Source organism: Bacillus sp. EKM501B (genome assembly GCF_011800505.1).
GTDB lineage: Bacteria > Bacillota > Bacilli > Bacillales > Bacillaceae_G > Bacillus_A > Bacillus_A cereus.
Window position 1 is genome coordinate 527514 of the sequence record NZ_JAALFZ010000001.1, and the last position, 26201, is coordinate 553714.

The window sequence follows — 26201 nt, forward strand, 5'->3', positions numbered from 1 at the left end:
AATCGCTTTTCCTTTTTAATTTGAATATGGAGTGGCTATACCGGAAGAAATAGAGACTGTTTTATTATTCGTGTTTATTGTCGCTGTAGCTCCAAGTGGAATACCGATGTTTGGACTTATATGTCCAATTGGTAAACCGAATAGGACCGGTATATGATATGGTGCGAAATATTCATATAATATTGCTTGCAATGATTGAGATGGCTTTGAAGGAGTACAGTCGTGACAACTTGTGAAAATAACGCCCCTGCATTCATTAAACTTTCCAGATAAAAGTAGCTGATTTAACATACGGTCAATGCGGTACGGTTCTTCACCAATGTCTTCAAGTAATAAAAGTGTATTGTCCGTATTTATCTCATAGGGCGAGCCAATTATACTTGTCAACACAGCTAAATTTCCTCCAACTAACGTACTTGTAACTGTACTGTGAGAGCTAGATACGATACATTCTGATGCAGATAAAATGGTTGAATACGGATGGAATAGCTGATTGAAAGAGGATAAAGATAGGGAATCAATACCTTTTCCTAGTTCTTCAATCATCGGACCATGAAATGTTATAAGCTTTGCATAACGTGAAACAGCAGTATGTAAAGCTGTAATATCGCTATATCCCCAAAAGATTTTAGGGTTTTGCCGAATGATTTCATATTGAATGTGAGGGAGGAGACGAGCACTTCCGTAACCACCTCGTGCACAGAAAACGGCCTTCACTTCATTATTTGTAAATGCTTCATGTATATCGTCAAGCCGAACTTGATCACTTCCGGCTAAAAATCCATATTTCTCGTAAACGCTCTTCCCGATTATTACGGATACCCCCATCTCTTGTAATACATTCACACCTTGTAATACATTTTCGATTGTAGGTGGACCAGATGGTGCAATGATCATTACTGTATCACCTTGTTTTAATGCATTTGGATAAATCATTAAGCTCAGCCTCCTTCTCTTTCAATATATTCGCTTCATATGAAGTTCAACCCTTGCAAAAGCAGGGGAAAGCTTATCAAATAAAGAAGATATAAGGGAAATAGGAGGGAAAATGATGTTTACAAGTCGAGTAACAGACATATTAAAAATTGAGTATCCCGTTGTTCAAGCCGGTATGGCAGGCGCGATTACGACGCCAGAACTTGTTGCAGCAGTAAGTAATAGCGGAGGATTAGGGACGCTTGGAGCGGGCTATATGAGCCCAGAACAAATTCGTGAAGCGATTTATAGAATAAGAGAACTAACAGATAAGCCGTTCGGTGTTAATTTACTTGTAACGAAAGAGATAGAAATAGAAGAAGAGAAGGTAAATGAGGCGAAAGTATTACTAAGCGGAGTGAATAGAGAATTGGGTATAGAAGTAGAAGGAACGTTAAAGCTTCCAAAAAGCTATAAGGAACAATTACAAGTGCTATTAGATGAAAAAGTACCGGTCGTTAGCTTTGCATTTCAAACGTTAGAAAAAGAAGAAATAAATGATTTAAAAAGAAGTGAAATAAAAGTTATCGGAACAGCTACCCATGTGAAGGAAGCGAAAGTACTTGCCGAGCTAGGAGTAGATATTATTGTCGGGCAAGGAAGCGAAGCCGGAGGGCATAGAGGAACGTTTATTGGGAAAGAACGAGATGCTATGATTGGTACTTTTGCGTTGATACCTCAGTTAGTAGGGGTTATTCCGCATATCCCAATTGTCGCAGCAGGTGGTGTAATGAACGGACAAGGGCTTGTTGCGGCATTGGCACTAGGAGCAGAAGGTGTTCAAATGGGATCGGCCTTTTTAACAAGTGAAGAGAGTATTACGCACGATGTGTATAAAGAAGCGGTTTTACATAGTACAGATACGAGCACAACTGTAACTCGTGCGTTTTCTGGGAAATATGCGCGGGGTATTCGGAATGAATTTATAGAGAGACATGAAGGAAAAGAAGAAGGGCTACCGATGTATCCAGTGCAAAACGTATTAACTTCTAAAATACGCCAAGAGGCAGCGAAGCAAAATAAGGAAGAATATATGTCACTTTGGGCAGGACAGGCAGCATCATTAGCTCGAATCGAATCAGCTCAGCATGTAGTGGAGCGAGTTATGAAAGAAGCAGAGAATGCAATCGAACAATTACAAAATATATACAAAAAGACCACTTGAGTAATTCAAGCGGTCTTTTCATTAGTTTGCTTTATAAAATTGTTGGATGGCTTCGTCGATGTAAACCCAGCCTTTCCAACCTAAGTGCATATGATCTTTTAAGAAGTATTTATCGTATTCATGATTTGAGAAGTCAGCAATTGGATAACCAGCTTTTTCAATTTGCTCATGAACTTTCTTATAGTATGCTTCGCGGCGTTCTTTCGGGAAGCCAGCGTAGTCGTACCAAGGACCTTTTACAGGAACAGAAATGAAGAGTGGTTTTGCACCAGATTGTTTTAATAAATCAAGTACAATTTGTAAATCTTCATATTCTGGCGATTGATCATAAGCATCATTTTTTAAGTAGCCTTCACGTTGCTTTAATTTCTTCTTGATTTTGCTATTGAAGTAACCATCTTCGATACCATATTCATTAGATCCAGATTCTGCTGCACCTGTTTGATCTGCATGTTTACGAGCTTCATCCCAGTTCATTTGTTTTAATGAAGGGTCAAGCTTTTCTTTATGCGGTTTAATATTAAACATAGCTGTAAATAAATCTTTACGATCTAAAATGTTACGGTAAATATAAGCGAAAGGTTTAGCAGCAAGTGCTTTTACTTTATACTTCGTATCATCATAAGCGATGCCTTCAAGCGAGATTTTTAATAAAGTTTCTTTTTTTACAATCTCAAAGTTTAATAAACGCTTTGCAATTTGTTTTTTCATTTCAGGTTTTAAATCATTGTTGAAAATGAAGTGGTAACCTTGTTGTTTTGAAAAGTTAGGTGCAAAGTGCGTTTCATCAATACCTTGTGGTACAAACCATTGCGGAGAAAGAACGAATACCATTTTCTTATCTTTCAATTGATCCATTGTAGATGCGAAGTTTAACACATGTACAAGGTCTTGTGTTCCGCCGCGTCCAAGAAGGAATGGCGTAAATCCTTCAGGCTTTACTTTAAAATAATTAGATGGATGGAAAGCATCCATACGTGCGAATTCCGATGAACCGTACATCGGAAGATATTTTGGATCTGCTAACATCTTTTGCTGTAAAATCATACTTTGAATTTTTTCTTCTTTTAAAGAAGTAGCAGCTTGTTCTACTTTTTCATCACTTAAAAGTGGAAGTAGGAAGCGCGTTGGAATAAGTAAGAATACAGCAAAAAGGGCCAATGCTAAAAGCATCGGACCAAATTTTGCTTTGTTCATCGGATTTCTTCCAACTTTTTAATAACCATGTTTGGTGTAGCCCACTCGTCACGGTCAAAATCAGAAATAGAAACTTCAATATCTAAACGCTCTTGGAATTCAACTAATAAAGATACTACAGCAAAAGAATCAAGAATACCTTCTTCAAATAATTGAACATCTAAGTTTTCTTTCACAATATCGTTTTCACATACTTCTTCTAAAATATCTAATACTTGCTCTTTGAATTCTGCCATTTTTAAAATCTCCTTTATATCCGAAATTATTATATGTGCAACTTCTTAATGGAATAAGAAGGGTGCATTAAAAGTATCTGTTAAGGTGTCCAGAGAAGATTAGGAAACCGAAACATACAATGTGGAACGTAATTACAATCGCAAGGATGCGTGTGAATTTATTGTTTGGCCAAAATTTATGCTTCTTGTTTTTTCGTTCGAAAATATCGAATAAAATAAACAGTGCGGCATGATATAGACCATAAATAATATACTGCGCAACAGCGCTTCCTTGGATATGCCAAATTCCCATAATGAAGAAGTTTAAAAATGCACCGATATACGAAATTGTGTAACGGTTCTTAATTAACTTTTTCTTCGTTGCAAAAAATACGAAACGCATGTAGATGAAGTCACGGAACCAGAATGATAAACTCATGTGCCAGCGGTTCCAGAAGTCTTTAATATTACGACTAAGGAATGGCTTATTAAAGTTTTCTGGCGTTTTAATTCCCATCATATAACTTACACCAATTACAAAAGAGCTATAACCAGCAAAATCAAAGAATAGATATAAGCTATAGCTATACATGTAAATCATATTTGAAAAGATTGTATCGTGTTGAGCGAATGCTGGATCCATACAATATTGCTTTATTAAGTAAGCAATAATAAATTTATACAAGAAACCTTGGAAAATACGATTTAGTCCTGTATATAGTAAATTTTGATATTCTTCAGCGCTAGGTGGCTTTTGAATATCTTTTTGGAATCTACGGTAACGATCGATAGGTCCTGTTGAAATCGCAGGGAAAAATAAAACGAATTCCCAGAAGTTAAAGAAAGAAAGCTCTTTAATTAAACCATCACGAACTTCAAATACCATTTGAACTGCTCTGAATGTTACGTAAGATATACCTAGAAAAACAACAAGTTTTAACTCAGGTAGTAACGATGCAAATGGTGCGATTTTTGCCAAAATAAGAGGCAAAATCGATAAAATAACAGCTATGCAAAATGTGAATGTACTATTATTTTGTTTTCTTAAAATTAAATAGCCTTTAATTAGGGCATATTGCCAAATAATAAATGCGGCTAACATCATTGCTTGCTTTGGTTTATCTGAGAAGATAATAGCAAGCATGACTAATGTTAAAACGGCATTATATTTACGCAACATTTTACCTTTTAATCCAGCTATGATAGTAGGTATTAATAAAATGCCCACTATAGCGAAAAAATAAAATGATCCATATGCGGTCATGCTGTAACCTCACTCAATAATTTTTTGCGATCTACCTTTCCATTTGGTGTCATTGGAATAGAAGATTGATACATGAATTTACGTGGAATCATGTAGTTTGGTAATCGCTCATTGAGTTCTTTTTTGATTGCAGATGTTAATTTGAATTCTTTTTCAAACGAATGCTCCCCAGGAACAACAACCGCTAATAAATAATCGTATTTCTCACCTTTTTTAATTGGAACGATAACTGCTCCTTCTACGTAAGAACACGCACGAAGGTGATGCTCAATTTCTTCTAATTCCATTCGATAACCATGCAACTTAATTTGGAAATCAAGACGACCATTATAGAATAGAAGACCATTTTCAACATAGCCAGCATCGCCTGTTTTATAGGCGCGCTCACCGTCAATCATAGTAAATGCTTTTTCTGTTAATTCAGGGCTTCCTAAATATCCAACGCTTACGCTTGGACCGACAATTACGATTTCACCTTTTTCACCATCAGGTGCAATCGTGCCATCTTCTTTCATAATAAGAAGGCGACAGTCTGATTTACAATAGCCAACTGGAAGTGATTTGTATTGATTAAGCACTTCTTCTGTAACGTGAATACCTGTTACAGCGACAGTAGCTTCTGTTGGACCGTAAGTATTCATAATTGTTGCTTTTGGGAAACGCTCAATTAATTTTCTAGCCACTTCATTTGGTAACACTTCACCGCAGAATAAGAATGTTTTCATGTTCGGTAGCATACTTTCAGAGAAGGATGCTTCCATTAAACACATTTCAGCGAAAGAAGGTGTCGAAGTCCATACTTGAATATCCGATTGCTCTAAAGAAGCAAACAAGTCTTTTGGACGCGCAATCATATCTTTATCGATTGCCCAAAGTGTACCACCTGTTACTAATGATGGGTAAATATCCATTACAGATAAATCGAATGAGAAAGGTGCTTGATTTAAGAATACTTGCCCTGTTTGTAAGTTGAAATCTTCTACAGCCCATTTTGTAAAGCTAACAAGGCAGTTATAAGTAATCTGAACCCCTTTCGGATTACCTGTGCTTCCTGATGTGTAAATAATGTAGAAGTTCTCATCACCTTTTACCGCATGTTCAGGATTTGGAGTGTTCCCTTTATGAGTAAAGAAAATATCTTTTAAGTTGTCTTCACTTACGATGCGAACTGGTAAATCAGTTACAGTTACTGCTGTTGCCGATAAAAGTAATTTCGCACCAGAATTTTCAGCAATACGTTGTACACGATCAGCTGGGATAGATAAATCTACAGGAATGTAAGCATGTCCAGCTTTTACACATCCTAAAAAGTTAACAATCATTTCAGGTTGCATATGGCCATACACCATAATTGGTGAACGATCGTCTGGATACTCAGAAGAAATCCAATGTGCCAACGCATCAGAATCTTCCTTTAATTGTTTGTACGTAATTTTCGCATCTCGCCAAACAAAAGCGGTTTGATCAGGCGTTTCTGCAGCCCACTTTTCAATTTGTTCTAATAACTTCATAACGTTCCCACCCTAGAATTCATTGTAAATAAATGTACTTGTGTTTGTATCATGGAATCCATACAACCACAGTAATGCAAATAAAATTGCAAGATAATAAACCGTCTTTGCAACCCATTGTGTGAGTGGTCGAGACCATATCTCTTTTAATCTTTCCATGTCTTTCCCTCTCTTAATGAAATAATAGCTCTTTGTAGGTATCATGTCCTACATTATTGTGAAAAAAACAAAATCCCACATTTTAGGTAAAAATAAGTCAAAAGGCTCTTTTTTGATATTAGCACTAAATACTAAAAAAGAAAATCCCTAACTTAGCAATTATATTACATTCAGCATGAATTTGTAATGGGTTTGACATGTAAATAGAAAGTGGATTGTGTGAATACATAAAAGTGGACTATAAGAATACGTAAAAATACAGTATTTGTTTTTATTAATCATTCAAGACGGAGTAAACTTTTAAATTTCTAGTTCTTTTGAAAAGGAGGAAATTATCATGAATAGAGTGTGGAAGAATCTAATTTCGGAAGAAAATATCGTGAAATGGAGAAGGCACTTCCATAAGTATCCGGAATTATCATTTCATGAAAAAGAAACTTCGCAATTTATATATGATACATTATGCTCATTTTCTTCTTTTGAAGTAACGAGACCGACGAAGTATAGTGTACTAGCAATTAAAAGAGGTGTGAAGCAAGGGAAAGTAATTGCGATTCGAGCTGATATAGATGCTTTGCCAATTCAAGAGGAGACAAGTAAATCTTATACATCTGTGAATAAAGGAATGATGCATGCATGTGGGCACGATGCTCACACAGCTATTTTATTAAGCACAGCAGAGGTGCTATCAAATATAAAGGAAGATTTTGCAGGTGAGATTCGTCTATTCTTTCAGCACGCAGAAGAGGTGTATCCCGGTGGGGGACAAGAAATGGTTGAGGCAGGTGTAATGGACGGTGTTGATTATGTAATAGGTTTACATGTTATGTCTGGATTAGAAAGCGGAAAGATAGGAATTGTGTATGGGCCGATGATGGCGGCACCAGACGTATTTACAGTTGAAATTCAAGGCAAAGGAGGACATGCGGCGCGACCAGAAGAAACGATAGACCCTATTGCTATCGGAGCACAGATTATTACAAATTTACAACATATCGTATCAAGAAATACGAGTGCTTTTATGCAAAGGGTTATTTCAGTTACACAATTTCATGGGGGAACGGCTGACAATATTATTCCTAGTACAGCAACTTTAATGGGAACCGTTCGTTCATTTAATCAAGCATTGAGGATGGAAGCAGAAGGGAAAATCGAGAAAATTGTGAAAGGAATTACAGAAGCACATGGAGGATCGTATACATATACGTATCGATATGGATATGATCCGGTTATTAATGATGAATATATTACGAAAATAGTAGAAGAAAGTGCACTACATTTGTTTGGGAATGAGCGTGTTGTGAAGCTTGAACCTTCTATGGGTGGGGAAGATTTTTCAGCATATTTAAGAAAAGCACCCGGTTGTTTCATTAAATTAGGAACAGGTAATGAAAATATATATACTTGTTATCCACATCATCATCCGAAATTTGACGTGGATGAATCAGCATTAATTTGTGGAGTGGAGCTATTTTTAGAGACGACTATAAGATTACTAAAATCATAGAAAAACAAAAAAAGGCAACTGCACTCTATTGCAGTTGCTTTTATTTCTTTCCGTCAGAGAGGGCTGAGAAAGAACTATGCTCATTCATAGTATATGAATAGCTAACGGACAAGCTTGTACATTTTAATCATTTTTTTAAAAATAGTTGTTGACATTGATAATCAATGTCAATTAATCTAAAAGTAGTTGAAATTGATAATTATTATCAATAGGATGGATGCGACATGTTAATGAGAAAAAATTTTCACCTTCTGCGGAGGGGATTAAAAGATAAAAATAAAGATAAAGATAAAGATGTTGATCAGCATATGGAATGGCAAAGAAATGTAATTCGGTCTGAATATGTAGATGAGAAGAAGAGCATTCAAACAGAAAAAGAGATACAAAGTAAAGGGAGAGGTTCAGTTGAGTAAGTTAGTAATGATTTTTGCAAGTATGAGTGGAAATACAGAGGAAATGGCTGACCACATTGCCGGCGTAATTCGTGAAACAGAAAATGAAATTGAAGTTATTGATATTATGGATTCACCAGAAGCTTCTATATTAGAACAGTATGATGGAATTATTTTAGGTGCATATACTTGGGGAGATGGTGATCTTCCTGATGATTTCTTAGATTTTTATGATGCAATGGATTCTATTGATTTAACTGGGAAAAAAGCGGCAGTATTCGGATCGTGTGATTCGGCTTATCCGAAATACGGAGTGGCAGTTGACATTTTAATAGAAAAGCTACAAGAGCGCGGGGCAGCAGTTGTGTTAGAAGGACTAAAAGTAGAATTAACGCCAGAAGATGAAGATGTAGAAAAATGTTTACAGTTTGGAGCTGAATTTGTAAAACACCTTTCTTAATGGCAGAAGGGAGATGAAGAGCAAGTGCATGAGAAAATCTCAATCAAAACGATGACAGATTATCATTTGTATGATTTTATGCGTTGTCCGCATAAATTTTATTTTCGTCATATAAAAAGAAGAGAACCTTCTTCATTTGAATGGCAACAAATAGCACAAATGATTGTCAATCAAATTATTAACGAGTATTACACGCTACCTGCGGGTCAACAAACGAAAATTGTACTTTTAATATTAATAGAAAAGTATTGGAAAAAAGTAAGGATTAATATGTTTGCTTCGAAGACGGAGTACTATATTGTATTAGCTAAGCTAACGGATCACTTATTACAGTTTGTTGAAAAGGATGATAGTCAGACACCACCATTGTTTTTATACGAGAAGTTTCAAACATATATGGAAGAGTTAGGTGTCCACATGTCATTGACATTTGAAGTTGGTGAGTGGAGTGCTGGGTCGTTTGTAATTAAAAAGTATGTCGTCGATGCGGATGAGGAAATGCTTGCTCTTTGTCAGAAGCTAATGACAGTATTCAGTTATAAAGCTTTCGGCGTTCTTCCAGGAAAGATTGAAGTTATTAATTTAATAGAAGGAACTAAGTATGAGTACATTCCAAAACAGGAAGATATTATAACTGGAATGGCTGATTTATCTAGAATGAAAGAAATGTTGCAACAACCTGAGCATTATACAGAGCGTCATTTTCGTTCTGAGTGTATAAGTTGTGCATTTCGTAGTGAATGCCAAGGGGAAGAAGTAAAGAAAGAAGCGGAGCAGAAGAAAAATATCGTACATTAAAGGATGCAACTTTGCATCCTTTTTTGTTGTTGACATGAAAAGCTTTTCATCATTTACCGTATATTTATAGCAGATTTTAATAAAGTGAATCTTTAATCAGTGGGGGTTTTGTCAATCCCCCACTGATTATCAGCCCTCATTAATCGGACTACCCGCGAATAGCAGGATAAAGGGAGGAATAATCAATGAAAGATGAAACGAAAGTATTTCAATGGTTAAAAGAACAGAATGCTCCTTTTGAAATTCAACTGCAAATTTTACAGGCATTTCAATTGTATAAAGTCATTGTTGAAATGGATAAAAAGTTAATGTTGTATGAGGAGAGAGTATATAGGGAGAGAATGTAATCTCATCCCTGTAATATCGTTTTTAGCTGTTCTGTGCCTGTAATGAATTCGAGTTTATTCTCTGACTCAAAGTTATAAATAATATTATGTAGTAAAGGACTGTATTGATAGAAGATAGTAATGCGATGAATGAGTAATGGATCATGATGAGAAATAAGTGTACTGTACTGTTCATATACAGATGTAGTAAACTCATGTCCGAAATCATAATATAGTCCTGCAAAATCAAAAGCAGGATCGCCAATTTGCGCATCACCAAAATCGATAACACCTGAAATACTTTTGTTATGCTTGTTAAATAAAATGTGATGATGAGTAAAATCAGCGTGAATGATTGTGTTTTGAAAAGTGGATGTAGCTAAACATGCAAAGAAATTTTCAAATAAGCGATTTAAGGCTAGTTTCTGTAATGAAGTAAGGCTAGTAGTGAGATATTGGTTTAATTTTGTTTGTAGCTCTTTCCAGTAGGTACATGTTTTTTCAATAGGGAAACATAGCGTTGTAACTTGGTGTAAAGGAATGCTATGTAGTACCGCAAGGAAAGTAGCTAATTGTGTAATAATTGCTTTCAGCTCTGGATCCTCCAGCGTGGCAACTGTGTCTGTTTTTAATGGTTCACCATGAATGAGAGTATAGTAACTACAAAGAGGAACCTCATCAGATTCATTTTTATAAATTAGGTGATATTGTGGAACTTCGATTTCTTGTAGTGATTGAGTGAGAATTGCGCATAGTTCTTTTTCTAACGGAATTCGCATCGCATATTCCTGTTTTCGCGGGAAACGAAACAATAGCTCATCATTTACTATAACTGCTACATTATCCCATCCTTCTTCATTTTGTTTATATGAATGTATAGAAAGATTAGGCAAAGCTTCTTTTATATAATGTTTGTAAGAGTCCATAATTGTTCCTCGTTTCTAAGTTAAGTTATTCCACTTTATGATATCAGAATTTTCTTTCTATATGTTAAGATATAGCTATCATTATTAAGAAGGGTGGGAGTATTACGAAAAAAAGACTGTTAATCAGTTCTCTATGTATCGCTTTTATATTGTTTTGGTCATATAAAGAGGAGGTTTTTGCTACCTTTAAACCGATTGATCAGTACGAGTTAAATAAGGAGTTAAAGAACAAAAGTATAGAAAATTTAACTCATAATGAAATGAAAAAGGTAGGAGAGCATTTTGTGACCGAGCAACTATCAGTGTTTGGGTCTACTAATAAAGAAGATGTGAAACGAAAAGGTGAAGAACTATTTTTAAATAGAGGGTATGAACAATTAATGGGAAATTATTATCCAAATCGTTTTCGAGATTTAGAGTATAAATTTACAAACGAGGAGGTACGTGAAGAGACCGATGAGAGTTTTCTTTATCAAGCTGTAGCGTACGTTGCGGGTACTGAAAATGGTAAGAGAAGTGAAATGAAATTGAATTATGAAGTGAAAATTGTAAAGGTTAATAATATATTTATGGTGCTAGAACAAAAGCAGCGCGTACAATAAAGGAAATTCATTGCTCAATAGAACATTTGGGGGGTGTACTACTTAATGCGGAATAAAAAGGCCCTCAAGGAATAAAGGGCCTTTAAAGATTTTCATTTTGTTGACCAAGTTCTTTTTGAGCAATATATAAATTTCCTTGCTCGACTTGTTTAAGGGTATGAACAGAATCTCCTGCATATCCTTTTTGTGTTTTAACAGTTCTTTTTGAACGATTGGAATCTTGTTTCTTCATATAATAGGCCACCTTTCATCAAAAATAAACGAAAATGATAAGTATGAGTAATACAGCAGCGAAAATGGTAATGCCCATTAAAAACGAAGTGTTTTTATATTTAGGTGGCTTATGTACATCTTGCCGATATCCAGGTGAAATTTCAGGGGCAAATTCTTCATCGAATGATTGCTTTTTTTCTTTGTCGTCCATATGTACCCACCTTTCTTTTTCATTATATTATACGTTACAAGAAAAAATATGCATAAAGAAAACAGCCGCTTTATTATTAGCGGCTGTTTTGTGTTGTATATTTTCGTTGTACTTGAAAGAGACGGATAAGTAGGAAGGCAGCGCCAAATGCTAGACCGATAATAAGACCGATCCAATAGCCTTTTGCGGCCCATTCTGTATACGTTGCTAATATATAACCTAGTGGTAGACCTATTATCCAATAAGCAATTAAAGTCATAATTAGAGCGACATTTACATCTTTATAACCACGCAGAGCTCCTTGTACAGGAGTTGCAATTGCATCTGAAATTTGAAATAAAATCGCAAAGATAAGAAATTCTTTTGCTAAATGATGAACTTTTGCATCTGTCGTATAAATAGAAGCAATTTGATCATCAAAGAAGTAGAGAAGAATCGAATATAATAAAGCAAAGGCAAGGGCTAATCCAATTCCAATCAGTCCGTATTGTTTTGCATTATCGAAACGTTTTGCACCAACTTCGAATCCGACCGCAATAGTCATTGCCATTGCTAAACTTAGCGGAGTCATATATAACAAGGAAGCAAAGTTCATAGCTGCTTGGTGAGCTGCAATAGTTGTCGTACTAAAATTACTCATCATAAGCGTTACCGCAGCGAAAATACTCGTTTCAAAAAAGATAGCAAATCCGATAGGGACGCCAAGCTTTAAGAATGCTGTCCAACTCGAAAGAGAAGGGCGGTATAATTGTTTGAAAATGTTGAAAGAGGCAAAAGGCTCTTTCGTCTGAATAATAATGACTGTAATAATTAAAATGCACCAATATGTTGCAGTGGAAGCAATTGCCGCTCCGACACCACCAAGCTTTGGGAAACCGAAGTTACCAAAGATTAATAAGTAATTTAATATTACGTTAATTGGTAATGATAGTAATGTAATAATCATCGTTGTTCGAGTTTTTCCTAATGCATCAATAAATCCACGTAAAACCGTGTAAGTGAATAAAGGTATAATTCCTATTGCGATAATACTTAAAAATTGAGCTGCAATACGTTCCACAGGTTCTTCTAAGCGCATGCCGTTTAAAATAGGTGAAACGACGAAGAAACCGATGAGGATAACAACGAAGCTAGCACAAATTGCTAAATAAACTGCTTGTATGACAACGTGAGGAACGTCCTCTTTTTTCTTGGACCCAACGAGCTGGGCAACAATGGGAGTCGTGGCCATTAAAATCCCTGTTAACCCAGTACTAACTGGAATCCATATACTTGTTCCAATTGCGACACCTGCTAAATCAGTTGGGCTTGCATGTCCTGACATTGTTGTATCAAAAAAACTCATCGCAAATAATGACATTTGCGTTACGAAAATCGGAAAAAATAGTAATACAAATTGCTTTAACTTTTGTGAGAATGAAGTAGTTTCTTTCATAAAATCCCCTTTCCGTATAAAAAAACAAACTCTTACTATCATACAATTTAATCAAAGATTAGAAAAGAAATACGCGCCTACAACATATGAAACCAATAAAAAAAGGATGCACTTTGAAAAGGGATAAGGTATTATGATAAGGTGTGAAAAAATTACATATTATTTGTTATTAAGGAGGCACTACTTGTGGCTGATTGGTTAATTGGTTTAATCATGGGTGCTGTTGAAGGGTTAACAGAGTTTCTACCAGTATCATCAACAGGACATATGATTTTAACAGGACATTTAATTGGATTTGACGATGAGAGAGCGAAAGTTTTTGAAGTTGTTATCCAATTGGGATCGATTTTAGCAGTTGTTGTTATATTTTGGAAGCGTCTATGGTCGTTAGTTGGAATAGGTAAAGTAACAGACGGACCATCGTTAAATTTATTACATATTATTATCGGGATGATTCCTGCCGGGGTACTTGGCGTATTATTCCATAGCACTATTAAAGAGGTTTTATTTGGTCCAGGACCAGTTGTTATTAGCTTAGTAGCCGGTGGTATTTTAATGATTGTTGCTGAGAAGTTTTCAAAACCAAGTACAGCAAGAACGTTAGATGAAATCACATATAAACAGGCATTTACAATTGGAATGTTCCAATGTTTAGCTCTTTGGCCAGGATTTTCTCGTTCTGGTTCTACAATAAGTGGTGGTTTATTAGCTCGCGTGTCGCATACAGCGGCAGCTGAATATACGTTCATTTTAGCGGTACCGATGATGGTAGCTGCAAGTGGCTTAGATTTAATTAAAAGCTGGGATGTATTAAGCTCAGCAGATATAACGCTATTTGTAACAGGATTTGTAACTGCATTCGTTGTTGCGATGCTTGCAATTGTTTCATTCTTGAAATTATTATCTCGTGTAAAACTAACACCGTTCGCTTATTATCGTTTCATTTTAGCTGCGGTATTCTATTTCTTCATTATGTAAAATAAAAACCTGCCGAGCTCGGCAGGTTTTTATTTTACTAATTTTTCTATCATGTTTTCCATTACATGTTCCCAAAGAGAAGTATCATCAGCTAATGTAGCACGGAAATTAGCATACATTTCTTTTTGTTTTTCTTCGAATGTTGGATCTTCTTTTTCAGGTAATGTAGCGCGCATTGAAGTTACTAATTCTTGTACTTTTGGAGCGCGTGGTCCAAAGACGGCTTGTTCATTTCCATCTTTATCAATGAAAATAAAGATTGGAATCGCACGTGCTGTTCCATTTGTTAAATATTGATCCATTAATTCTAAGTTTTCATCGCGAATTAATAAACGCATATCAATATTTGCAACTTCAGAAATTCGTTTCATAACAGGTACGCATAAAAGAGCATCGCCACACCAATCAGCAGTTAATACGATAACACGCCAGCCATCATTTTGACGTTCTTCTAATACAGGAAGTAATTCATTTGGAATTAAAAAATTATTGTAAATGTGTAGTAGCTCGTATTGGTTTACTTGCATTTCATTCACATATGTATCAAAGGACATACCTTTATCAGCCCATTGTTGTAAGTTCATAATTAACACCTCTTTAGTAAGATTTGCTTTCATTGTACCAATTTTTATATAGAAAAGCTTGTATTCTTACTCTTTCTTGTCACTTAATAATTTATTTAATAGAAAAAAGAATAGTACGACACATAATTCAGTTAAGTTGGACATTTGTACGCTTTCTATCCAATCATCAGCAGTATGAATGACGAACCAATCTAGTGTAATTTCAATGAATGAGAAAAGAGTGAGAGAAATCCAATTTGGCATGTTTTGAGTCAATGGATATAGCAGGGCTTTGAAGAAACTGAAAATAAATAATGTAATACCATCTAAGAAAGTGATTAATAAAAAAAAGAGAAGTAAAGCAGTACGTGAACTATATGCTATACCTGTAATTTGAAAGATTCCTACATATACAAAAAATATAAATGTAAAAACTATAATGAGAAAAAGAGCAATAATACTAATGATAATTGTTTTATCTTTTAGGCTGAGATTTGAGAACCTATCCTCCTCATGCATTAAAATCCCCCTTTTTCTGGAAGTTGACTTCATTTTATCATGAAATACATATTAAAAAACTACGAATTATGGGAAAATAAGGTGACAAAAAGTAAGATTTCATGTAAAATTATTAATAAGGTTTTTATTTAACTAAATGAAATAAAAGGAGCTGTCAATGTTGTCTCAAAATCGAGAGCAATTAATGGAAGAACTATCGACAAATGTGTTTGCTATGTTTCGCACGTTGCGTAATGATATCGGAAAAATATTCGGTGGTTACATACCGTGGAATGAATTCATCGTCCTAAGAATATTAAATCGTACGAATAAAGAAATGGTATCGCGTGTAGCAAATGAATTAAATGTGTCGAATAGTCATATTACAGCTGTTACAGAAAAATTAATTAATAAAGGTTTTGTAACTCGTTCACGTTCTACATCAGATCGCCGAGTTGTGTATTTAGAGATTACAGAACAAGGGAAAGATTTAGTTGCGAAAATGGAAGATGCGAAAAAACAATATTTACAAGAAAGATTCTCTGCACTTTCAGAAGATGAAATGAATGTAATGATTTCAATTTCCAAAAAACTTATTTAAGTGATTATAAACAAGAAAACGCTTACGTGATAAAATAGAAGATCTTCCTTATAGATGGGAGATCTTCTTTCGTGTGTAATAGATGTTAATAAATAAAATGTGTATGAAAAAAGATAGAGCGCCATACTACTAATACAAGGAAGGAGGGAGAAATATGACGAATCGTAACGGTAGTAAAGGGAGCGGTAATCAAGGATCACCAAAGTCCGGCCAGTTTAATCAGGAATTTAGCACTGAATTTGAAACTGGTAATGATAATAAAGGGAAAGAATATCGTTCTAAAAAAGGGAGTAAATCAAAAAAGGAGTGAATTAATTCACTCCTTTTTTGATTTACGATGCTGCCGATTGATCCGTATTATATTTTTCTTCTGATTTTGCGACAATCATTGCGCAAATTGCATCGCCAGAAATGTTTACAGCTGTTCTAGACATATCTAGAATACGGTCAATACCGATAATTAAAGCGATACCTTCTACTGGTAGATTTACTTGATTTAAAACCATTGTAAGCATTACAAGTCCAACACCAGGTACACCAGCAGTACCGATACTAGCTAGTACAGCAGTTAATACGATCATAGCTAATTGCGGTAATGTAAGTTCAACTCCGTATACTTGAGCGATAAATACAGTGGCTACTCCTTGCATAATGGCAGTACCATCCATATTAATAGTTGCCCCTAGTGGTTGTACAAATGAGCTTATCGCTTTTGGAACGCCAAGCTTATCTTGTGCTGTTTTCATTGCAAATGGAAGCGATGCATTAGAGCTAGATGTACTAAATCCAATTGCCATTATTGGCCCGAAATGTTTAAAGAAACGAACAATACTTTCTTTTGCTAATATCTTTAATAAGCCACCATATACAAAGACCCCGTGAATAATGAGTACTAACATAACGACAATCATATACTTGAACATCGCAGCGACGCCTGCAAGCCCCATTTTACCAACGGATGAAGCGAGCAAACCGAATGTTCCAATTGGGGCTAATTTCATAACGAGATTAACAAGATACATCATTAATTCGTTGCCCTGTTCAAGTAATGAATGGATACCTTGAACTCGTTTTCCTAAAATAGCTATACCGAGTCCAATCAATACGGCAAAGGCAATGATTTGTAACATGTTTCCGTCAGTCATCGCTTTTGCTGGGTTATCTGGTACGATATTTAGCAATGTGTCAACGAAAGATGTTTCAGTTTTTGCACCTTCATACTTCAGACCTTCTGTTTTAAAATTACCGCCAGCTCCTGGTTTTATAATAAGTGCAAATGTAACCGCTATAGAGATGGCAACCGCAGTTGTTACGAGAAAGAATGAAATTGATTTAAAACCGATTCTTCCAAGTTGTTTCGGATCTCCAAGGCCGGCAGCACCAAGTACGATAGAAATGAACACAACAGGAACAACTAGCATTTTAATAAGTCGAATAAACAATTGACCAATTGGGTTGAACATATATTGATTTAGTGGCTCAAAGATAGATGGAGCAGCTAAATTTAGAGTGAGTCCAACAACTAGACCTAGAAATAATGCGATTAAGATTGCTTTTGTTTGTTTCAATAAAATCCCCCCTTTTGTTTTTGTGAAATTTCTTTCTAAAGTAATTATACCGAAAAAACCCCTAATTTAACTATATTTTCTGAATTTTTGGTTTTTAGGTGTAGATAGACTGATTTTGTGTTTGGAAAATAAAATAGACCATCACATAGGATGGTCAAGGGAAGGGGACAATTTATGTCAATTTAATTAGGGATGGAAGTTGCTTTAAGACACTGGGGAATGTCTTATAAATTAGGGAGGAACAACTTCAATACATATACTTTAAAAGGTATGTGTGACTCTCATGTGAACATAGGGTGAAAGAGAGAGGGAGTTTTAAATAAAAGGTAGAAAGACAAAAAAATAAGACCATCACATAAGATGGTCAAGGAAGGGGACAATTTATGTCAATTTAATTAGGGATGGAAGCTGTTCAAAGACACTGGGGAATGTCTTATAAATTAGGGAGGAACAACTTCGATACATATACTATAAAAGGTAGATGTGACCTCTGTGTGAACATAGAGTGAAAGAGAGAGGGAGTTTTAAATAAAAGATAGAAAGACAAAAAAATAAGACCATCATTTATAAGATGGTCAAGGAAGGGGACAATTTATGTCAATTTAATTAGGGATGGAAGCTGTTCAAAGACACTGGGGAATGTCTTATAAATTAGGGAGGAACAACTTCGATACATATACTATAAAAGATAGATGTGACCTCTGTGTGAATATAGAGTGAAAGAGAGAGGGAGTTTTAAATAAAATGAAAATTTAATGAGTGTTTTTTGTTCATCCCCTGTTGATTATTAGCCTTAACCAATCGGGCGTTTATTGCCCACAAATAGCGGAATAAAAGATAGAGCAAACAAAAAATAAGACCATCATTTATAAGATGGTCAAGGGAAGGGGACAATTTATGTCAATTTAATTAGGGATGGAAGCTATTCAAAGACACTGGGGAATGTCTTATAAATTAGGGAGGAACAGCTTCGATACATATACTATAAAAGGTGGATGTGACCTCTATGTGAACATAGAGTGAAAGATATGGGGATTTGAAAGATAGTACATATGAAATTGTTATTGCTAGCAATATAGAATTAGGATATAGAGTTTTCCAGCATAAAACGAAAAGGAATCTGAATATAAATAAAAGTTGTAATCTATGAAAAAAAGGATTATGCTCAACTATATTATGAGAATATAAGGTTTGTCCCAATTATTTAAGGGCTTTTAAAAAGCTTTTTATTTATGAGGGGAAGCTTCACTTTAATAAGGGAGTTAGTGATATGGACGTAACAAAAAAACAAGGGCTGTATAATCGTCTTATACGATTAAACCCACCACAAATATTAGCATTAGGCTTTTTCTGCTTAATTGTGGTTGGTGGTTTGTTATTAAAATTACCATTCGCAACGAAAGCACATATTAGTTGGGTAGATGCTTTCTTTACAGCAACGTCAGCAGCGACCGTAACTGGTTTGGGAGTAGTGGATACAGCAAGTACATTTACGGTGTTTGGCGAAATTGTTATTATGTTTTTAATTCAAACAGGTGGTTTAGGTCTTATGACAATTGCCATTTTAATTGTTTGGGTACTAGGTAAAAAAATCGGATTACGCCATCGTTTATTAATTGGAGAAGCATTTAATCAAACAAATATAGGTGGTCTTGTAAAATTAGTAAAGCGTGTCTTTATATTTTCGATTTGTATTGAACTTATTGGGGTCATCTTTTTATCGTTTCGCTTTATTCCAGAGTTTGGTTTTGGAAAAGGTTTATACTATAGTATTTTTCATGTAATTGCATCTTATAATAATGCAGGATTTGCTTTATGGCCAGATAATTTAACAAGATATGTAGGGGATCCCATTATTAATATTGGGATTTGCTCTTTAATTGTAATCGGAGGACTCGGTTTTACCGTATTAATTGATATATGGTATAGTCGCAGTTTTCGAAAATTATCACTTCACTCAAAAATAATGATTATTGGAACAGTAGTGCTAAATGTTATAGCAATGATTGTAATTTTTGTATTGGAATATAATAATGTGAAGACGTTAGGGAATTTATCTTTAAATGAAAAACTATGGGCTTCCTTCTTTCAAGGTATTACTCCGCGGACAGCTGGATTTAATACGGTTGACTATGGAGGTATGGAAGAATCATCTATATTATTTACGATGATTTTAATGTTTATTGGTGCAGGAAGTGTATCGACAGGTGGAGGAATTAAATTAACGACGTTTGTTATCTTAATTACATCTGTCCTTTCTTTCTTTAGAAAAAAGGAGGAAATTGTTTTATTTCAGCGTACAATTAAAATGTCGACAGTAACGAGGGCATTAGCAATTGCTGTTGCCAGTCAAATACTTATTTTAGCAGCGGTATTCATATTAATGCTTACAGAAAACTTCAGCTTTATTCAATTATTATTTGAGACAATATCAGCGTTTGGCACAGTCGGATTAACGATGGGAATTACTGCACAGCTATCGGCATTCGGAAAATGTATTATTATGTTTGTTATGTTCTGCGGATTAATTGGACCATTAACACTTGTGTTCTCTTTAGCGCGACCAGCAAAACAAAAAATAAAATATCCATCGGAAGATGTGTTTACAGGATAAGGTATCCCGCGTTAAGCGAGATACCTTTTTCTTTTTTAGAACAGGGAGAACAATAGACCAATAAGTGCTACTCGGAATAAAATTGCGATAAGTGCAGCAATTCCACCGACAACTGCAGCGATACCGCCAGTTACAGTAGCTCCGCGATTATAAGCGTAAATACCGAGTAAAACAGAAACAAGACCAAATAGTGTTGGAAATGTAAATAGCGATAAGATAGATAGCGCAAGAGCGATAAAACCAGCAGTTGATCCAGCAGCGGACGATTTTACAACATCTTTATCGTCTTTATCATCGTAATCATAATCAATGCGTTGTGGTGCAACCTCAGCGGCGTATTCTTCTTTATAGTCACTATAATCACTATCTATTCTATCTCTTCTTTTATAATCATCAAATTTCTCAGTCAAAGTCATGACTCCTTTCATAACAAGGTTCAATAGTAGTATGTATCTCTTTTTCTTTTTTATCCCGCTATTTGTGGGAGTCGAGCTACGTACACATCCCACTGATTAAAGTTTCACTATACCGGAGCATGTACAGGGAGTAGTATCTTTTAAAAGAAGGAAAATGTTTTTTTGAAATAGGAAAAGTTAGTATGACTTCCTCTATTTTGGAAAATATAAAAAGGAATAATGAGGAAAGGGTGCAATACATAATGGAACATCCAATTGAAAATTTAATGAAAACGGCAATGACAAATTTAAAAGAGATGGTAGATGTAAATACAATTGTTGGGAGCCCGGTTTCAACAGCTGACGGAAATGTAGTATTAACAGTATCTCAAGTGGCTTTTGGTTTTGGAGCTGGTGGAAGTGATTTTAAAGGGGATTTCATCACTGAAAAACATAACGGTGGGCAAAATCAGCATAAAGAGAACAAACAAGGGCATCCATTTGGAGGAGGAAGCGGGGCTGGGGTTTCCATTAGTCCAGTAGCTTTTTTAGTAGTTGGTTCTAATGGGGTGCAAGTATTACATCTCAACAGCAGTACACATTTAATTGAAAAGGCTTTAAATACTGTACCAAGCACTGTAGATAAATTTGTGAATGGTCGTCAAAAGTGAACTTGCATTTTTTAGGAATTATGATATATTAGAAAAAGTGCGCTTTAGGATGATCGGAATAATTGAAATGTAAATATATATGATGTGTGGAATAAGGGAGAGGAATTTATGATTAATATCAAAAACTTAGTAGTTGGCTTATTTATGTTAGTAAGCGGCTTTGTTGTATATGTAATAAAAGAAAAAGCTCCATTCTAAAACAGACAAACCGTTAATGTCTGTTTTTAATTTGCGGAAAAAAGTTGACAAGTTATTGTATTGGTGTTAAGATTTTAATTCGTGTCTCGGTTACAGCTAGTGTAAAGTAAATATCTCTTATGAATGCAATACGAAAAGTTTGCGAAAGATCGGGTAATTTTATCAACAACTTTTGTGAACAAACCCTATAAATTGTATTTGTAAGCTATATATGTATACTAGTGAATCAAGGAGCGGTCAGTGGAACCGTAATGATGAGAGAGAGGTAGGGCTTTCATCCAGTATATGTTACTTTCCCGTTAGGTGAATATAAAAAAGAGGACTCCTTTTAAAAGGAGTCCTCTTTCATTTTTTAAGTGCGACTTTCAACTTGTTGACAAATTTCATCCGTTGTTAAACCGTGAGCTGTAATGACTGATCCTTTAATTGATGTATCTGCAATGCCCATCACATTAGAATCTTGCCCAGTTACAACGCAACAATCACACCCTTGTGCATCCTGTTCTGAGTTAAGTGTAACAACTTCATGACCTTGTTGTTGAAGAGCTTGTTGAACGTCTGTTAATGAGTTTTCAACGCCAATTCTAGCCATAATTATCACCTCCTACCATCTAATTGCTAGTATGCTCAAGTTCACTGCATATATTTATGAAAAGACGGTAGGAAGTAAATCTTTGTTTAGTCGTTATATACGCCAGTAAGCATTTGACTAACGAATTGATCGTTTAATGTATCTTGTGCTGAAGAAGTATTTGAATGGATGTCGATTGAAGCAATAAAATGATTATGTTCTTTCGTATTTGGTTCTACCTCTACGTAATTATCGAATTTACAAAAACCTTTCGTATCCATTAGATCAAATAATTGCAGCATTTCTACTACCTCTTGTCTCGTTCCTTTAATTTGTACACACGCCATATTTATTTCCTCCTTTATTTTGACAAATTGTTTTTTAAAAATAGGATTATGATTACGAAATGAAAAATATGAATGTTATTTTTAGACAGCGCTATTTTTGTTATTTTCCCCCTTTTTCAGCAAAAGTCGTTATATATTCCCAGATTTATAAAATAGGACGTCCGTTTATTGAATACAATAGATTCGTATCAATTGATGAAAATCCTTCTTTTAAACAAATATTTTTTTAGTGGAAATTGGCGAAAAAAATTTTTTGACTTTTTGTAAACGTTAACAATGTTGTTAAATCAGTATAAGCAAAGAAGTACGTATGATTAAAAATTATAAATTTTCTAAAAATTCACTTGATTTATTTAGAAAGGAGAGTAAACTAGGAAACAATAAAAAATTCATAGAACATAGGAGGCGCTTCTAGTGAATGAGCAATGGATTTTCTTAAATGGAGAATTTGTTCCAAAAGATGAGGCAAAAGTTTCAGTATATGATCATGGCTATTTATATGGCGATGGAGTGTTTGAAGGAATTAGAGTTTATAGCGGTAATGTTTTCCGTTTGAGAGAGCATCTTGTCCGGCTGTATGAATCAGCAAAATCAATCCTTTTAGAAATTCCATATTCATTAGATGAAGTAACAAATATTGTTGTTGAGACGATTCGACAAAATAAATTATCTAATGGATACATTCGCCTTGTTGTATCAAGAGGAGCAGGAAATCTTGGATTGGATCCCGATTCATGTAAGAAGCCGAATGTAGTAGTAATTGCAGAACAATTATCTTTATTCCCACAAGAATATTATGAGAAAGGGATTCCAGTTGTAACAGTTGCAACGCGCCGAAATCGTCCCGATGTTTTATCCCCTCAAGTAAAATCTTTAAATTACTTAAACAATATTTTAGTTCGTATTGAAGCGAAATTAGCTGGAGTACAAGAAGCACTTATGTTAAATGATCAAGGATATGTAGCTGAAGGATCAGGAGATAACGTGTTTATTGTTAAAGGAAATAAATTAATTACACCACCAAGTTCTGCTGGAGCGTTAGAAGGTATTACACGAAACGCCATTTTAGAAATCGGCGAAAAACTTGGGTATGACGTAAGAGAAGAGTTATTTACAAGACATGATGTATATGTAGCTGATGAAGTGTTTTTAACAGGAACAGCTGCTGAAGTGATTGCTGTTACGACAGTAGATGGTAGAACGATTGGCTTAGGGCAAACAGGTCCACATACGAACCGTTTATTAAAAGAGTTTCGTAAGTTAGTTGTAGAAGATGGAGAGAAAATTTACGAAGAAAATAAAGTTGGATAACAACTTTTTTAACATAAGAAAGCGTTGATAGGGAGGAGTAGTTGATTGTGAAGCCTCACAGAGAGTCGGTGGTTGCTGAAAACCGATGGTTCACGTCGACGAACATCGCCCTTGAGTGCTAAGCTAAAGCATTTGTCTAGGCTTAGACGGTAGCTCCGTTATTAGCTAGATCCATTTATGGATCACTGAGGCAAGAGTATTCTTGCGAAGAAGGGTGGTACCGCGAAATCTTTCGTCCCTTCAGCACATAGCTGGAGTGTGGACGTAGGATTTTTTTATTGTATAAAAGTTTGAAAAAGGGGGCTTATAAGAACAATGTCTTCAAAAACGGAAGAGAAACTGGCAACTGGTGCACAGCTATTGTTAGAAGCGCTAGAAAAGGAAGGCGTAGAAGTGATTTTCGGTTATCCGGGTGGTGCCGTTTTACCTCTCTATGATGCATTGTATGATTGTGAAATTCCGCATATTTTAACAAGGCATGAGCAAGGGGCAATTCACGCTGCTGAAGGGTATGCCAGAATTACAGGGCATCCAGGGGTTGTAATTGCAACGAGTGGGCCAGGTGCTACAAATGTAATTACGGGTCTAGCTGATGCGATGATTGATTCATTGCCACTTGTAGTATTTACAGGCCAAGTAGCAACAACGTTAATTGGGAGCGATGCTTTTCAAGAGGCAGATATTATGGGACTTACGATGCCAGTGACAAAACATAACTATCAAGTGCGAAAGGCCTCAGATTTACCTCGAATTATTAAAGAAGCATTTCATATTGCTAAAACTGGAAGACCAGGACCAGTCGTTATTGACCTTCCGAAAGATATGGTAGTCGAGAAAGGTGAGCAATGTAGCAATGTACAAATGGATTTACCGGGATATAACCCTAATTATGAACCGAATCTACTTCAAATAAACAAATTACTCAAAGTAATTGAAACCGCAAAAAAACCGTTAATTTTAGCTGGAGCGGGTATATTGCATGCGAAAGCTTCGAAAGAATTGACAAATTTTGCTCGTAAATATGAAATCCCTGTTGTGCATACATTACTTGGTCTTGGTGGTTTTCCACCAGATGATGAACTATTTCTAGGGATGGGAGGAATGCATGGTTCTTATACAGCCAATATGGCGTTATATGAATGTGACTTACTCATTAATATAGGCGCGAGATTTGATGATCGGCTTACAGGGAATTTAGCTTATTTTGCTAAAGGGGCTACTGTTGCGCATATCGATATCGATCCAGCAGAAATCGGGAAAAATGTGCCAACTGAAATTCCTATTGTTGCAAGTGCTAAGCGGGCATTGGAAGTATTACTTGAACCAGAAGGGGGAAAAGAAAATCATCATGAATGGATCACTTTATTAAAGGGGAGAAAAGAACAATATCCATTCTCTTATAAAAGAAATTCTGAAAGTATTAAGCCCCAATACGCAATTGATATGTTATATGAAATTACGAAGGGAGAAGCGATTGTAACAACAGACGTTGGGCAACACCAAATGTGGGCAGCCCAATATTATCCGCTGAAAAATCCAGATAAATGGGTAACTTCTGGTGGATTAGGAACGATGGGGTTTGGATTTCCAGCAGCAATCGGTGCGCAAATTGCAAAGCCTGAAGAATTAGTTATTGCAATTGTTGGTGATGCTGGGTTTCAAATGACTCTACAAGAATTAAGTGTATTAAAAGAACACGCTTTACCCGTTAAAGTATTTATTTTAAATAATGAAGCTTTAGGAATGGTAAGACAATGGCAAGATGAATTTTACAATCAAAGATATTCACATTCTTTATTACCATGCCAACCAGATTTCGTCGCTCTTGCGAATGCATATGGCATAAAAGGTGTTCGTATTGACGATCCACTTCTTGCAAAGAAGCAAATCCAGCATGCTATTGAATTACAAGAGCCAGTCGTAATTGATTGTCGTGTACTTCAATCAGAGAAGGTTATGCCGATGGTTGCGCCAGGAAAAGGTGTTCACCAAATGGAGGGAGTGGAAAAAGGGTGAAGAGAATTGTTACAGCGACAGTTCGAAATCAAAGTGGTGTTTTAAACCGAATTACAGGGGTTATGACACGAAGACATTTTAATATTGAAAGTATTTCAGTAGGTCATACAGAATCATCAGATATATCGCGAATGACGATTGTTGTACACGTTGAAAGTGAACAGCAAGTGGAGCAGTTAATTAAACAACTGCATAAGCAAATTGACGTACTGAAAGTATCAGATATTACAGAAGAAGCGATGATTGCTAGAGAGCTTGCTCTTATTAAAGTAGCAACTTCTGTAGCGAGGGCAGAGTTATATAGTTTAATTGAACCGTTTCGAGCCGCTGTAATAGATGTTGGGAAGGATTCCATAGTTGTGCAAGTAACAGGTACGCAAGACAAAGTAGAAGCGTTAATTGAATTACTTCGTCCATACGGTTTGAAAGAAATTGCTAGAACAGGTGTAACAGCATTTACACGTAGTATGAAAAAACAAGATAAGCAAGTTATGTTAATTCAATAATCATTTAA

32 protein-coding genes and 1 other annotated feature are annotated in these 26201 nt (G+C 35.4%); of the genes, 16 read left to right on the forward strand and 16 right to left on the reverse strand.

Annotated features, from left to right (window positions below):
* Nucleotides 1-15: 15 nt before the first annotated feature.
* Nucleotides 16-936 carry a S66 peptidase family protein gene (locus HFD78_RS02760; protein ID WP_000640077.1) on the reverse strand — a complete coding sequence of 307 codons (921 nt, stop codon included), beginning with the start codon at nt 934-936 and terminating at the stop codon, nt 16-18.
* A gap of 115 nt (nt 937-1051) precedes the next feature.
* Between HFD78_RS02760 and HFD78_RS02765 the strand changes: the two genes are divergently transcribed.
* Complete coding sequence (locus tag HFD78_RS02765) at nt 1052-2140, forward strand: NAD(P)H-dependent flavin oxidoreductase (protein WP_000495276.1); 1089 nt, start codon at nt 1052-1054, stop codon at nt 2138-2140.
* A gap of 21 nt (nt 2141-2161) precedes the next feature.
* Here HFD78_RS02765 and dltD read toward each other — a convergent pair whose 3' ends face one another.
* The 5 genes from dltD to HFD78_RS02790 form a co-directional block, all read right to left on the reverse strand.
* Nucleotides 2162-3337 (reverse strand): D-alanyl-lipoteichoic acid biosynthesis protein DltD, encoded by a 1176-nt coding sequence (gene dltD, locus HFD78_RS02770; RefSeq protein ID WP_001030266.1) that lies wholly within the window; start codon nt 3335-3337, stop codon nt 2162-2164.
* Complete coding sequence (gene dltC / locus HFD78_RS02775) at nt 3334-3573, reverse strand: D-alanine--poly(phosphoribitol) ligase subunit DltC (RefSeq protein ID WP_000807310.1); 240 nt, start codon at nt 3571-3573, stop codon at nt 3334-3336. Before dltC ends, dltD begins: the two co-directional genes overlap by 4 nt.
* 67 nt (nt 3574-3640) lie before the next feature.
* Nucleotides 3641-4816, reverse strand: a complete 1176-nt coding sequence (gene dltB / locus HFD78_RS02780) for a D-alanyl-lipoteichoic acid biosynthesis protein DltB (protein ID WP_000127953.1) — start codon at nt 4814-4816, stop codon at nt 3641-3643.
* Nucleotides 4813-6327, reverse strand: a complete 1515-nt coding sequence (dltA, locus tag HFD78_RS02785) for a D-alanine--poly(phosphoribitol) ligase subunit DltA (protein ID WP_000770512.1) — start codon at nt 6325-6327, stop codon at nt 4813-4815. The genes dltB and dltA overlap by 4 nt, the downstream gene beginning before the upstream one ends.
* A gap of 12 nt (nt 6328-6339) precedes the next feature.
* On the reverse strand, nt 6340-6486 hold the full coding sequence (locus tag HFD78_RS02790) for a teichoic acid D-Ala incorporation-associated protein DltX (RefSeq protein WP_000440293.1): 147 nt from the start codon (nt 6484-6486) through the stop codon (nt 6340-6342).
* Between the two features lie 337 nt (nt 6487-6823).
* On the opposite strand from HFD78_RS02790, the gene HFD78_RS02795 reads away from it, so the two are divergent.
* The 5 genes from HFD78_RS02795 (at nt 6824) to HFD78_RS02815 (ending at nt 9990) form a co-directional block, all read left to right on the forward strand.
* Nucleotides 6824-7993 carry an amidohydrolase gene (locus HFD78_RS02795; RefSeq protein WP_001082786.1) on the forward strand — a complete coding sequence of 390 codons (1170 nt, stop codon included), beginning with the start codon at nt 6824-6826 and terminating at the stop codon, nt 7991-7993.
* Between the two features lie 224 nt (nt 7994-8217).
* Nucleotides 8218-8406 (forward strand): hypothetical protein, encoded by a 189-nt coding sequence (locus HFD78_RS02800; protein WP_000929019.1) that lies wholly within the window; start codon nt 8218-8220, stop codon nt 8404-8406.
* Nucleotides 8399-8845 carry a flavodoxin gene (locus HFD78_RS02805; RefSeq protein ID WP_000041153.1) on the forward strand — a complete coding sequence of 149 codons (447 nt, stop codon included), beginning with the start codon at nt 8399-8401 and terminating at the stop codon, nt 8843-8845. The genes HFD78_RS02800 and HFD78_RS02805 overlap by 8 nt, the downstream gene beginning before the upstream one ends.
* 24 nt (nt 8846-8869) lie before the next feature.
* Nucleotides 8870-9643 (forward strand): hypothetical protein, encoded by a 774-nt coding sequence (locus HFD78_RS02810; RefSeq protein ID WP_000544577.1) that lies wholly within the window; start codon nt 8870-8872, stop codon nt 9641-9643.
* A gap of 185 nt (nt 9644-9828) precedes the next feature.
* The gene (locus tag HFD78_RS02815; RefSeq protein WP_000651084.1) at nt 9829-9990 is read left to right on the forward strand and encodes a hypothetical protein; all 162 of its coding nucleotides are present in this window, start codon (nt 9829-9831) and stop codon (nt 9988-9990) included.
* A 2-nt stretch (nt 9991-9992) separates the two neighbouring features.
* On the opposite strand, the gene HFD78_RS02820 is transcribed toward HFD78_RS02815, so the two are convergent.
* A complete protein-coding gene (locus HFD78_RS02820; protein ID WP_000378981.1) occupies nt 9993-10895 on the reverse strand; it encodes an aminoglycoside phosphotransferase family protein in 903 nt (300 codons plus the stop codon).
* 83 nt (nt 10896-10978) lie between these two features.
* Here HFD78_RS02820 and HFD78_RS02825 point away from each other — a divergent pair, with 83 nt between their 5' ends.
* Complete coding sequence (locus HFD78_RS02825; protein ID WP_033690118.1) at nt 10979-11497, forward strand: hypothetical protein; 519 nt, start codon at nt 10979-10981, stop codon at nt 11495-11497.
* Nucleotides 11498-11579: 82 nt separating this feature from the next.
* Here the strand turns inward: HFD78_RS02825 and HFD78_RS02830 are convergent, their stop codons facing one another.
* The 3 genes from HFD78_RS02830 to HFD78_RS02840 form a co-directional block, all read right to left on the reverse strand.
* Complete coding sequence (locus HFD78_RS02830; protein WP_000743742.1) at nt 11580-11729, reverse strand: hypothetical protein; 150 nt, start codon at nt 11727-11729, stop codon at nt 11580-11582.
* Nucleotides 11730-11747: 18 nt separating this feature from the next.
* A complete protein-coding gene (locus HFD78_RS02835) occupies nt 11748-11921 on the reverse strand; it encodes a hypothetical protein (RefSeq protein ID WP_000341062.1) in 174 nt (57 codons plus the stop codon).
* Nucleotides 11922-11997: 76 nt separating this feature from the next.
* Nucleotides 11998-13356 carry an MATE family efflux transporter gene (locus tag HFD78_RS02840; RefSeq protein WP_000665550.1) on the reverse strand — a complete coding sequence of 453 codons (1359 nt, stop codon included), beginning with the start codon at nt 13354-13356 and terminating at the stop codon, nt 11998-12000.
* A 186-nt stretch (nt 13357-13542) separates the two neighbouring features.
* Between HFD78_RS02840 and uppP the strand changes: the two genes are divergently transcribed.
* Nucleotides 13543-14334: a bacitracin resistance undecaprenyl-diphosphatase gene (gene uppP / locus HFD78_RS02845; RefSeq protein WP_000796256.1), complete on the forward strand. Its 792-nt coding sequence runs from the start codon at nt 13543-13545 to the stop codon at nt 14332-14334.
* A 29-nt stretch (nt 14335-14363) separates the two neighbouring features.
* On the opposite strand, the gene HFD78_RS02850 is transcribed toward uppP, so the two are convergent.
* Together HFD78_RS02850 and HFD78_RS02855 are read right to left on the reverse strand one after the other, a co-directional pair.
* Nucleotides 14364-14951, reverse strand: coding sequence for a thioredoxin family protein (locus HFD78_RS02850; RefSeq protein WP_001999429.1), 588 nt, complete (start codon nt 14949-14951; stop codon nt 14364-14366).
* Between the two features lie 33 nt (nt 14952-14984).
* Nucleotides 14985-15416, reverse strand: coding sequence for a regulatory YrvL family protein (locus HFD78_RS02855; RefSeq protein ID WP_000544068.1), 432 nt, complete (start codon nt 15414-15416; stop codon nt 14985-14987).
* A 160-nt stretch (nt 15417-15576) separates the two neighbouring features.
* Between HFD78_RS02855 and HFD78_RS02860 the strand changes: the two genes are divergently transcribed.
* Nucleotides 15577-15996, forward strand: coding sequence for a MarR family winged helix-turn-helix transcriptional regulator (locus HFD78_RS02860; RefSeq protein WP_000081432.1), 420 nt, complete (start codon nt 15577-15579; stop codon nt 15994-15996).
* A 154-nt stretch (nt 15997-16150) separates the two neighbouring features.
* Entirely contained in the window at nt 16151-16306 is a 156-nt protein-coding gene (locus HFD78_RS02865; protein ID WP_000184928.1) for a hypothetical protein, read from the forward strand.
* A gap of 22 nt (nt 16307-16328) precedes the next feature.
* Here the strand turns inward: HFD78_RS02865 and HFD78_RS02870 are convergent, their stop codons facing one another.
* Nucleotides 16329-17564 (reverse strand): dicarboxylate/amino acid:cation symporter, encoded by a 1236-nt coding sequence (locus HFD78_RS02870; RefSeq protein WP_097813778.1) that lies wholly within the window; start codon nt 17562-17564, stop codon nt 16329-16331.
* 1270 nt (nt 17565-18834) lie between these two features.
* Here HFD78_RS02870 and HFD78_RS02875 point away from each other — a divergent pair.
* A complete protein-coding gene (locus HFD78_RS02875; RefSeq protein WP_097813779.1) occupies nt 18835-20178 on the forward strand; it encodes a TrkH family potassium uptake protein in 1344 nt (447 codons plus the stop codon).
* A 35-nt stretch (nt 20179-20213) separates the two neighbouring features.
* On the opposite strand, the gene HFD78_RS02880 is transcribed toward HFD78_RS02875, so the two are convergent.
* On the reverse strand, nt 20214-20588 hold the full coding sequence (locus HFD78_RS02880; protein ID WP_000136546.1) for a hypothetical protein: 375 nt from the start codon (nt 20586-20588) through the stop codon (nt 20214-20216).
* A gap of 188 nt (nt 20589-20776) precedes the next feature.
* On the opposite strand from HFD78_RS02880, the gene ytfJ reads away from it, so the two are divergent.
* Together ytfJ and HFD78_RS02890 are read left to right on the forward strand one after the other, a co-directional pair.
* A complete protein-coding gene (ytfJ, locus tag HFD78_RS02885; protein ID WP_000204234.1) occupies nt 20777-21244 on the forward strand; it encodes a GerW family sporulation protein in 468 nt (155 codons plus the stop codon).
* A gap of 108 nt (nt 21245-21352) precedes the next feature.
* A complete protein-coding gene (locus tag HFD78_RS02890) occupies nt 21353-21442 on the forward strand; it encodes a hypothetical protein (RefSeq protein WP_000608227.1) in 90 nt (29 codons plus the stop codon).
* Between the two features lie 352 nt (nt 21443-21794).
* On the opposite strand, the gene HFD78_RS02895 is transcribed toward HFD78_RS02890, so the two are convergent.
* Nucleotides 21795-22034, reverse strand: coding sequence for a YkuS family protein (locus tag HFD78_RS02895; protein ID WP_000101022.1), 240 nt, complete (start codon nt 22032-22034; stop codon nt 21795-21797).
* 86 nt (nt 22035-22120) lie between these two features.
* Nucleotides 22121-22360 carry a DUF3911 family protein gene (locus HFD78_RS02900; RefSeq protein ID WP_000752512.1) on the reverse strand — a complete coding sequence of 80 codons (240 nt, stop codon included), beginning with the start codon at nt 22358-22360 and terminating at the stop codon, nt 22121-22123.
* 414 nt (nt 22361-22774) lie between these two features.
* On the opposite strand from HFD78_RS02900, the gene ilvE reads away from it, so the two are divergent.
* From ilvE to ilvN, 3 genes are all read left to right on the forward strand, one after another.
* Nucleotides 22775-23671 carry a branched-chain-amino-acid transaminase gene (ilvE, locus tag HFD78_RS02905; protein ID WP_001005487.1) on the forward strand — a complete coding sequence of 299 codons (897 nt, stop codon included), beginning with the start codon at nt 22775-22777 and terminating at the stop codon, nt 23669-23671.
* Between the two features lie 15 nt (nt 23672-23686).
* Nucleotides 23687-23914, forward strand: a binding site (T-box leader).
* Nucleotides 23915-23986: 72 nt separating this feature from the next.
* On the forward strand, nt 23987-25687 hold the full coding sequence (ilvB, locus tag HFD78_RS02910) for an acetolactate synthase large subunit (RefSeq protein WP_000095832.1): 1701 nt from the start codon (nt 23987-23989) through the stop codon (nt 25685-25687).
* Entirely contained in the window at nt 25684-26193 is a 510-nt protein-coding gene (ilvN, locus tag HFD78_RS02915; RefSeq protein ID WP_000822952.1) for an acetolactate synthase small subunit, read from the forward strand. Before ilvB ends, ilvN begins: the two co-directional genes overlap by 4 nt.
* Nucleotides 26194-26201: the final 8 nt, after the last annotated feature.

Excerpts from the sequence above, each read along its gene's own strand:
- ytfJ (WP_000204234.1), top strand. The coding sequence starts at position 20,777 with ATGACTTCCTCTATTTTGGAAAATATAAAAAGGAATAATGAGGAAAGG.
- HFD78_RS02840 (WP_000665550.1), bottom strand. The coding sequence starts at position 13,356 with ATGAAAGAAACTACTTCATTCTCACAAAAGTTAAAGCAATTTGTATTA.
- dltA (WP_000770512.1), bottom strand. The coding sequence starts at position 6,327 with ATGAAGTTATTAGAACAAATTGAAAAGTGGGCTGCAGAAACGCCTGAT.
- HFD78_RS02820 (WP_000378981.1), bottom strand. The coding sequence starts at position 10,895 with ATGGACTCTTACAAACATTATATAAAAGAAGCTTTGCCTAATCTTTCT.
- HFD78_RS02855 (WP_000544068.1), bottom strand. The coding sequence starts at position 15,416 with ATGCATGAGGAGGATAGGTTCTCAAATCTCAGCCTAAAAGATAAAACA.
- HFD78_RS02850 (WP_001999429.1), bottom strand. The coding sequence starts at position 14,951 with ATGAAAGCAAATCTTACTAAAGAGGTGTTAATTATGAACTTACAACAA.
- HFD78_RS02795 (WP_001082786.1), top strand. The coding sequence starts at position 6,824 with ATGAATAGAGTGTGGAAGAATCTAATTTCGGAAGAAAATATCGTGAAA.
- HFD78_RS02900 (WP_000752512.1), bottom strand. The coding sequence starts at position 22,360 with ATGGCGTGTGTACAAATTAAAGGAACGAGACAAGAGGTAGTAGAAATG.
- HFD78_RS02815 (WP_000651084.1), top strand. The coding sequence starts at position 9,829 with ATGAAAGATGAAACGAAAGTATTTCAATGGTTAAAAGAACAGAATGCT.
- HFD78_RS02765 (WP_000495276.1), top strand. The coding sequence starts at position 1,052 with ATGTTTACAAGTCGAGTAACAGACATATTAAAAATTGAGTATCCCGTT.
- ilvB (WP_000095832.1), top strand. The coding sequence starts at position 23,987 with ATGTCTTCAAAAACGGAAGAGAAACTGGCAACTGGTGCACAGCTATTG.
- HFD78_RS02790 (WP_000440293.1), bottom strand. The coding sequence starts at position 6,486 with ATGGAAAGATTAAAAGAGATATGGTCTCGACCACTCACACAATGGGTT.
- HFD78_RS02890 (WP_000608227.1), top strand. The coding sequence starts at position 21,353 with ATGATTAATATCAAAAACTTAGTAGTTGGCTTATTTATGTTAGTAAGC.
- HFD78_RS02865 (WP_000184928.1), top strand. The coding sequence starts at position 16,151 with ATGACGAATCGTAACGGTAGTAAAGGGAGCGGTAATCAAGGATCACCA.
- HFD78_RS02875 (WP_097813779.1), top strand. The coding sequence starts at position 18,835 with ATGGACGTAACAAAAAAACAAGGGCTGTATAATCGTCTTATACGATTA.
- HFD78_RS02830 (WP_000743742.1), bottom strand. The coding sequence starts at position 11,729 with ATGAAGAAACAAGATTCCAATCGTTCAAAAAGAACTGTTAAAACACAA.
- HFD78_RS02760 (WP_000640077.1), bottom strand. The coding sequence starts at position 936 with ATGATTTATCCAAATGCATTAAAACAAGGTGATACAGTAATGATCATT.
- dltD (WP_001030266.1), bottom strand. The coding sequence starts at position 3,337 with ATGAACAAAGCAAAATTTGGTCCGATGCTTTTAGCATTGGCCCTTTTT.
- HFD78_RS02800 (WP_000929019.1), top strand. The coding sequence starts at position 8,218 with ATGTTAATGAGAAAAAATTTTCACCTTCTGCGGAGGGGATTAAAAGAT.
- HFD78_RS02835 (WP_000341062.1), bottom strand. The coding sequence starts at position 11,921 with ATGGACGACAAAGAAAAAAAGCAATCATTCGATGAAGAATTTGCCCCT.
- dltB (WP_000127953.1), bottom strand. The coding sequence starts at position 4,816 with ATGACCGCATATGGATCATTTTATTTTTTCGCTATAGTGGGCATTTTA.
- dltC (WP_000807310.1), bottom strand. The coding sequence starts at position 3,573 with ATGGCAGAATTCAAAGAGCAAGTATTAGATATTTTAGAAGAAGTATGT.
- HFD78_RS02895 (WP_000101022.1), bottom strand. The coding sequence starts at position 22,034 with ATGGCTAGAATTGGCGTTGAAAACTCATTAACAGACGTTCAACAAGCT.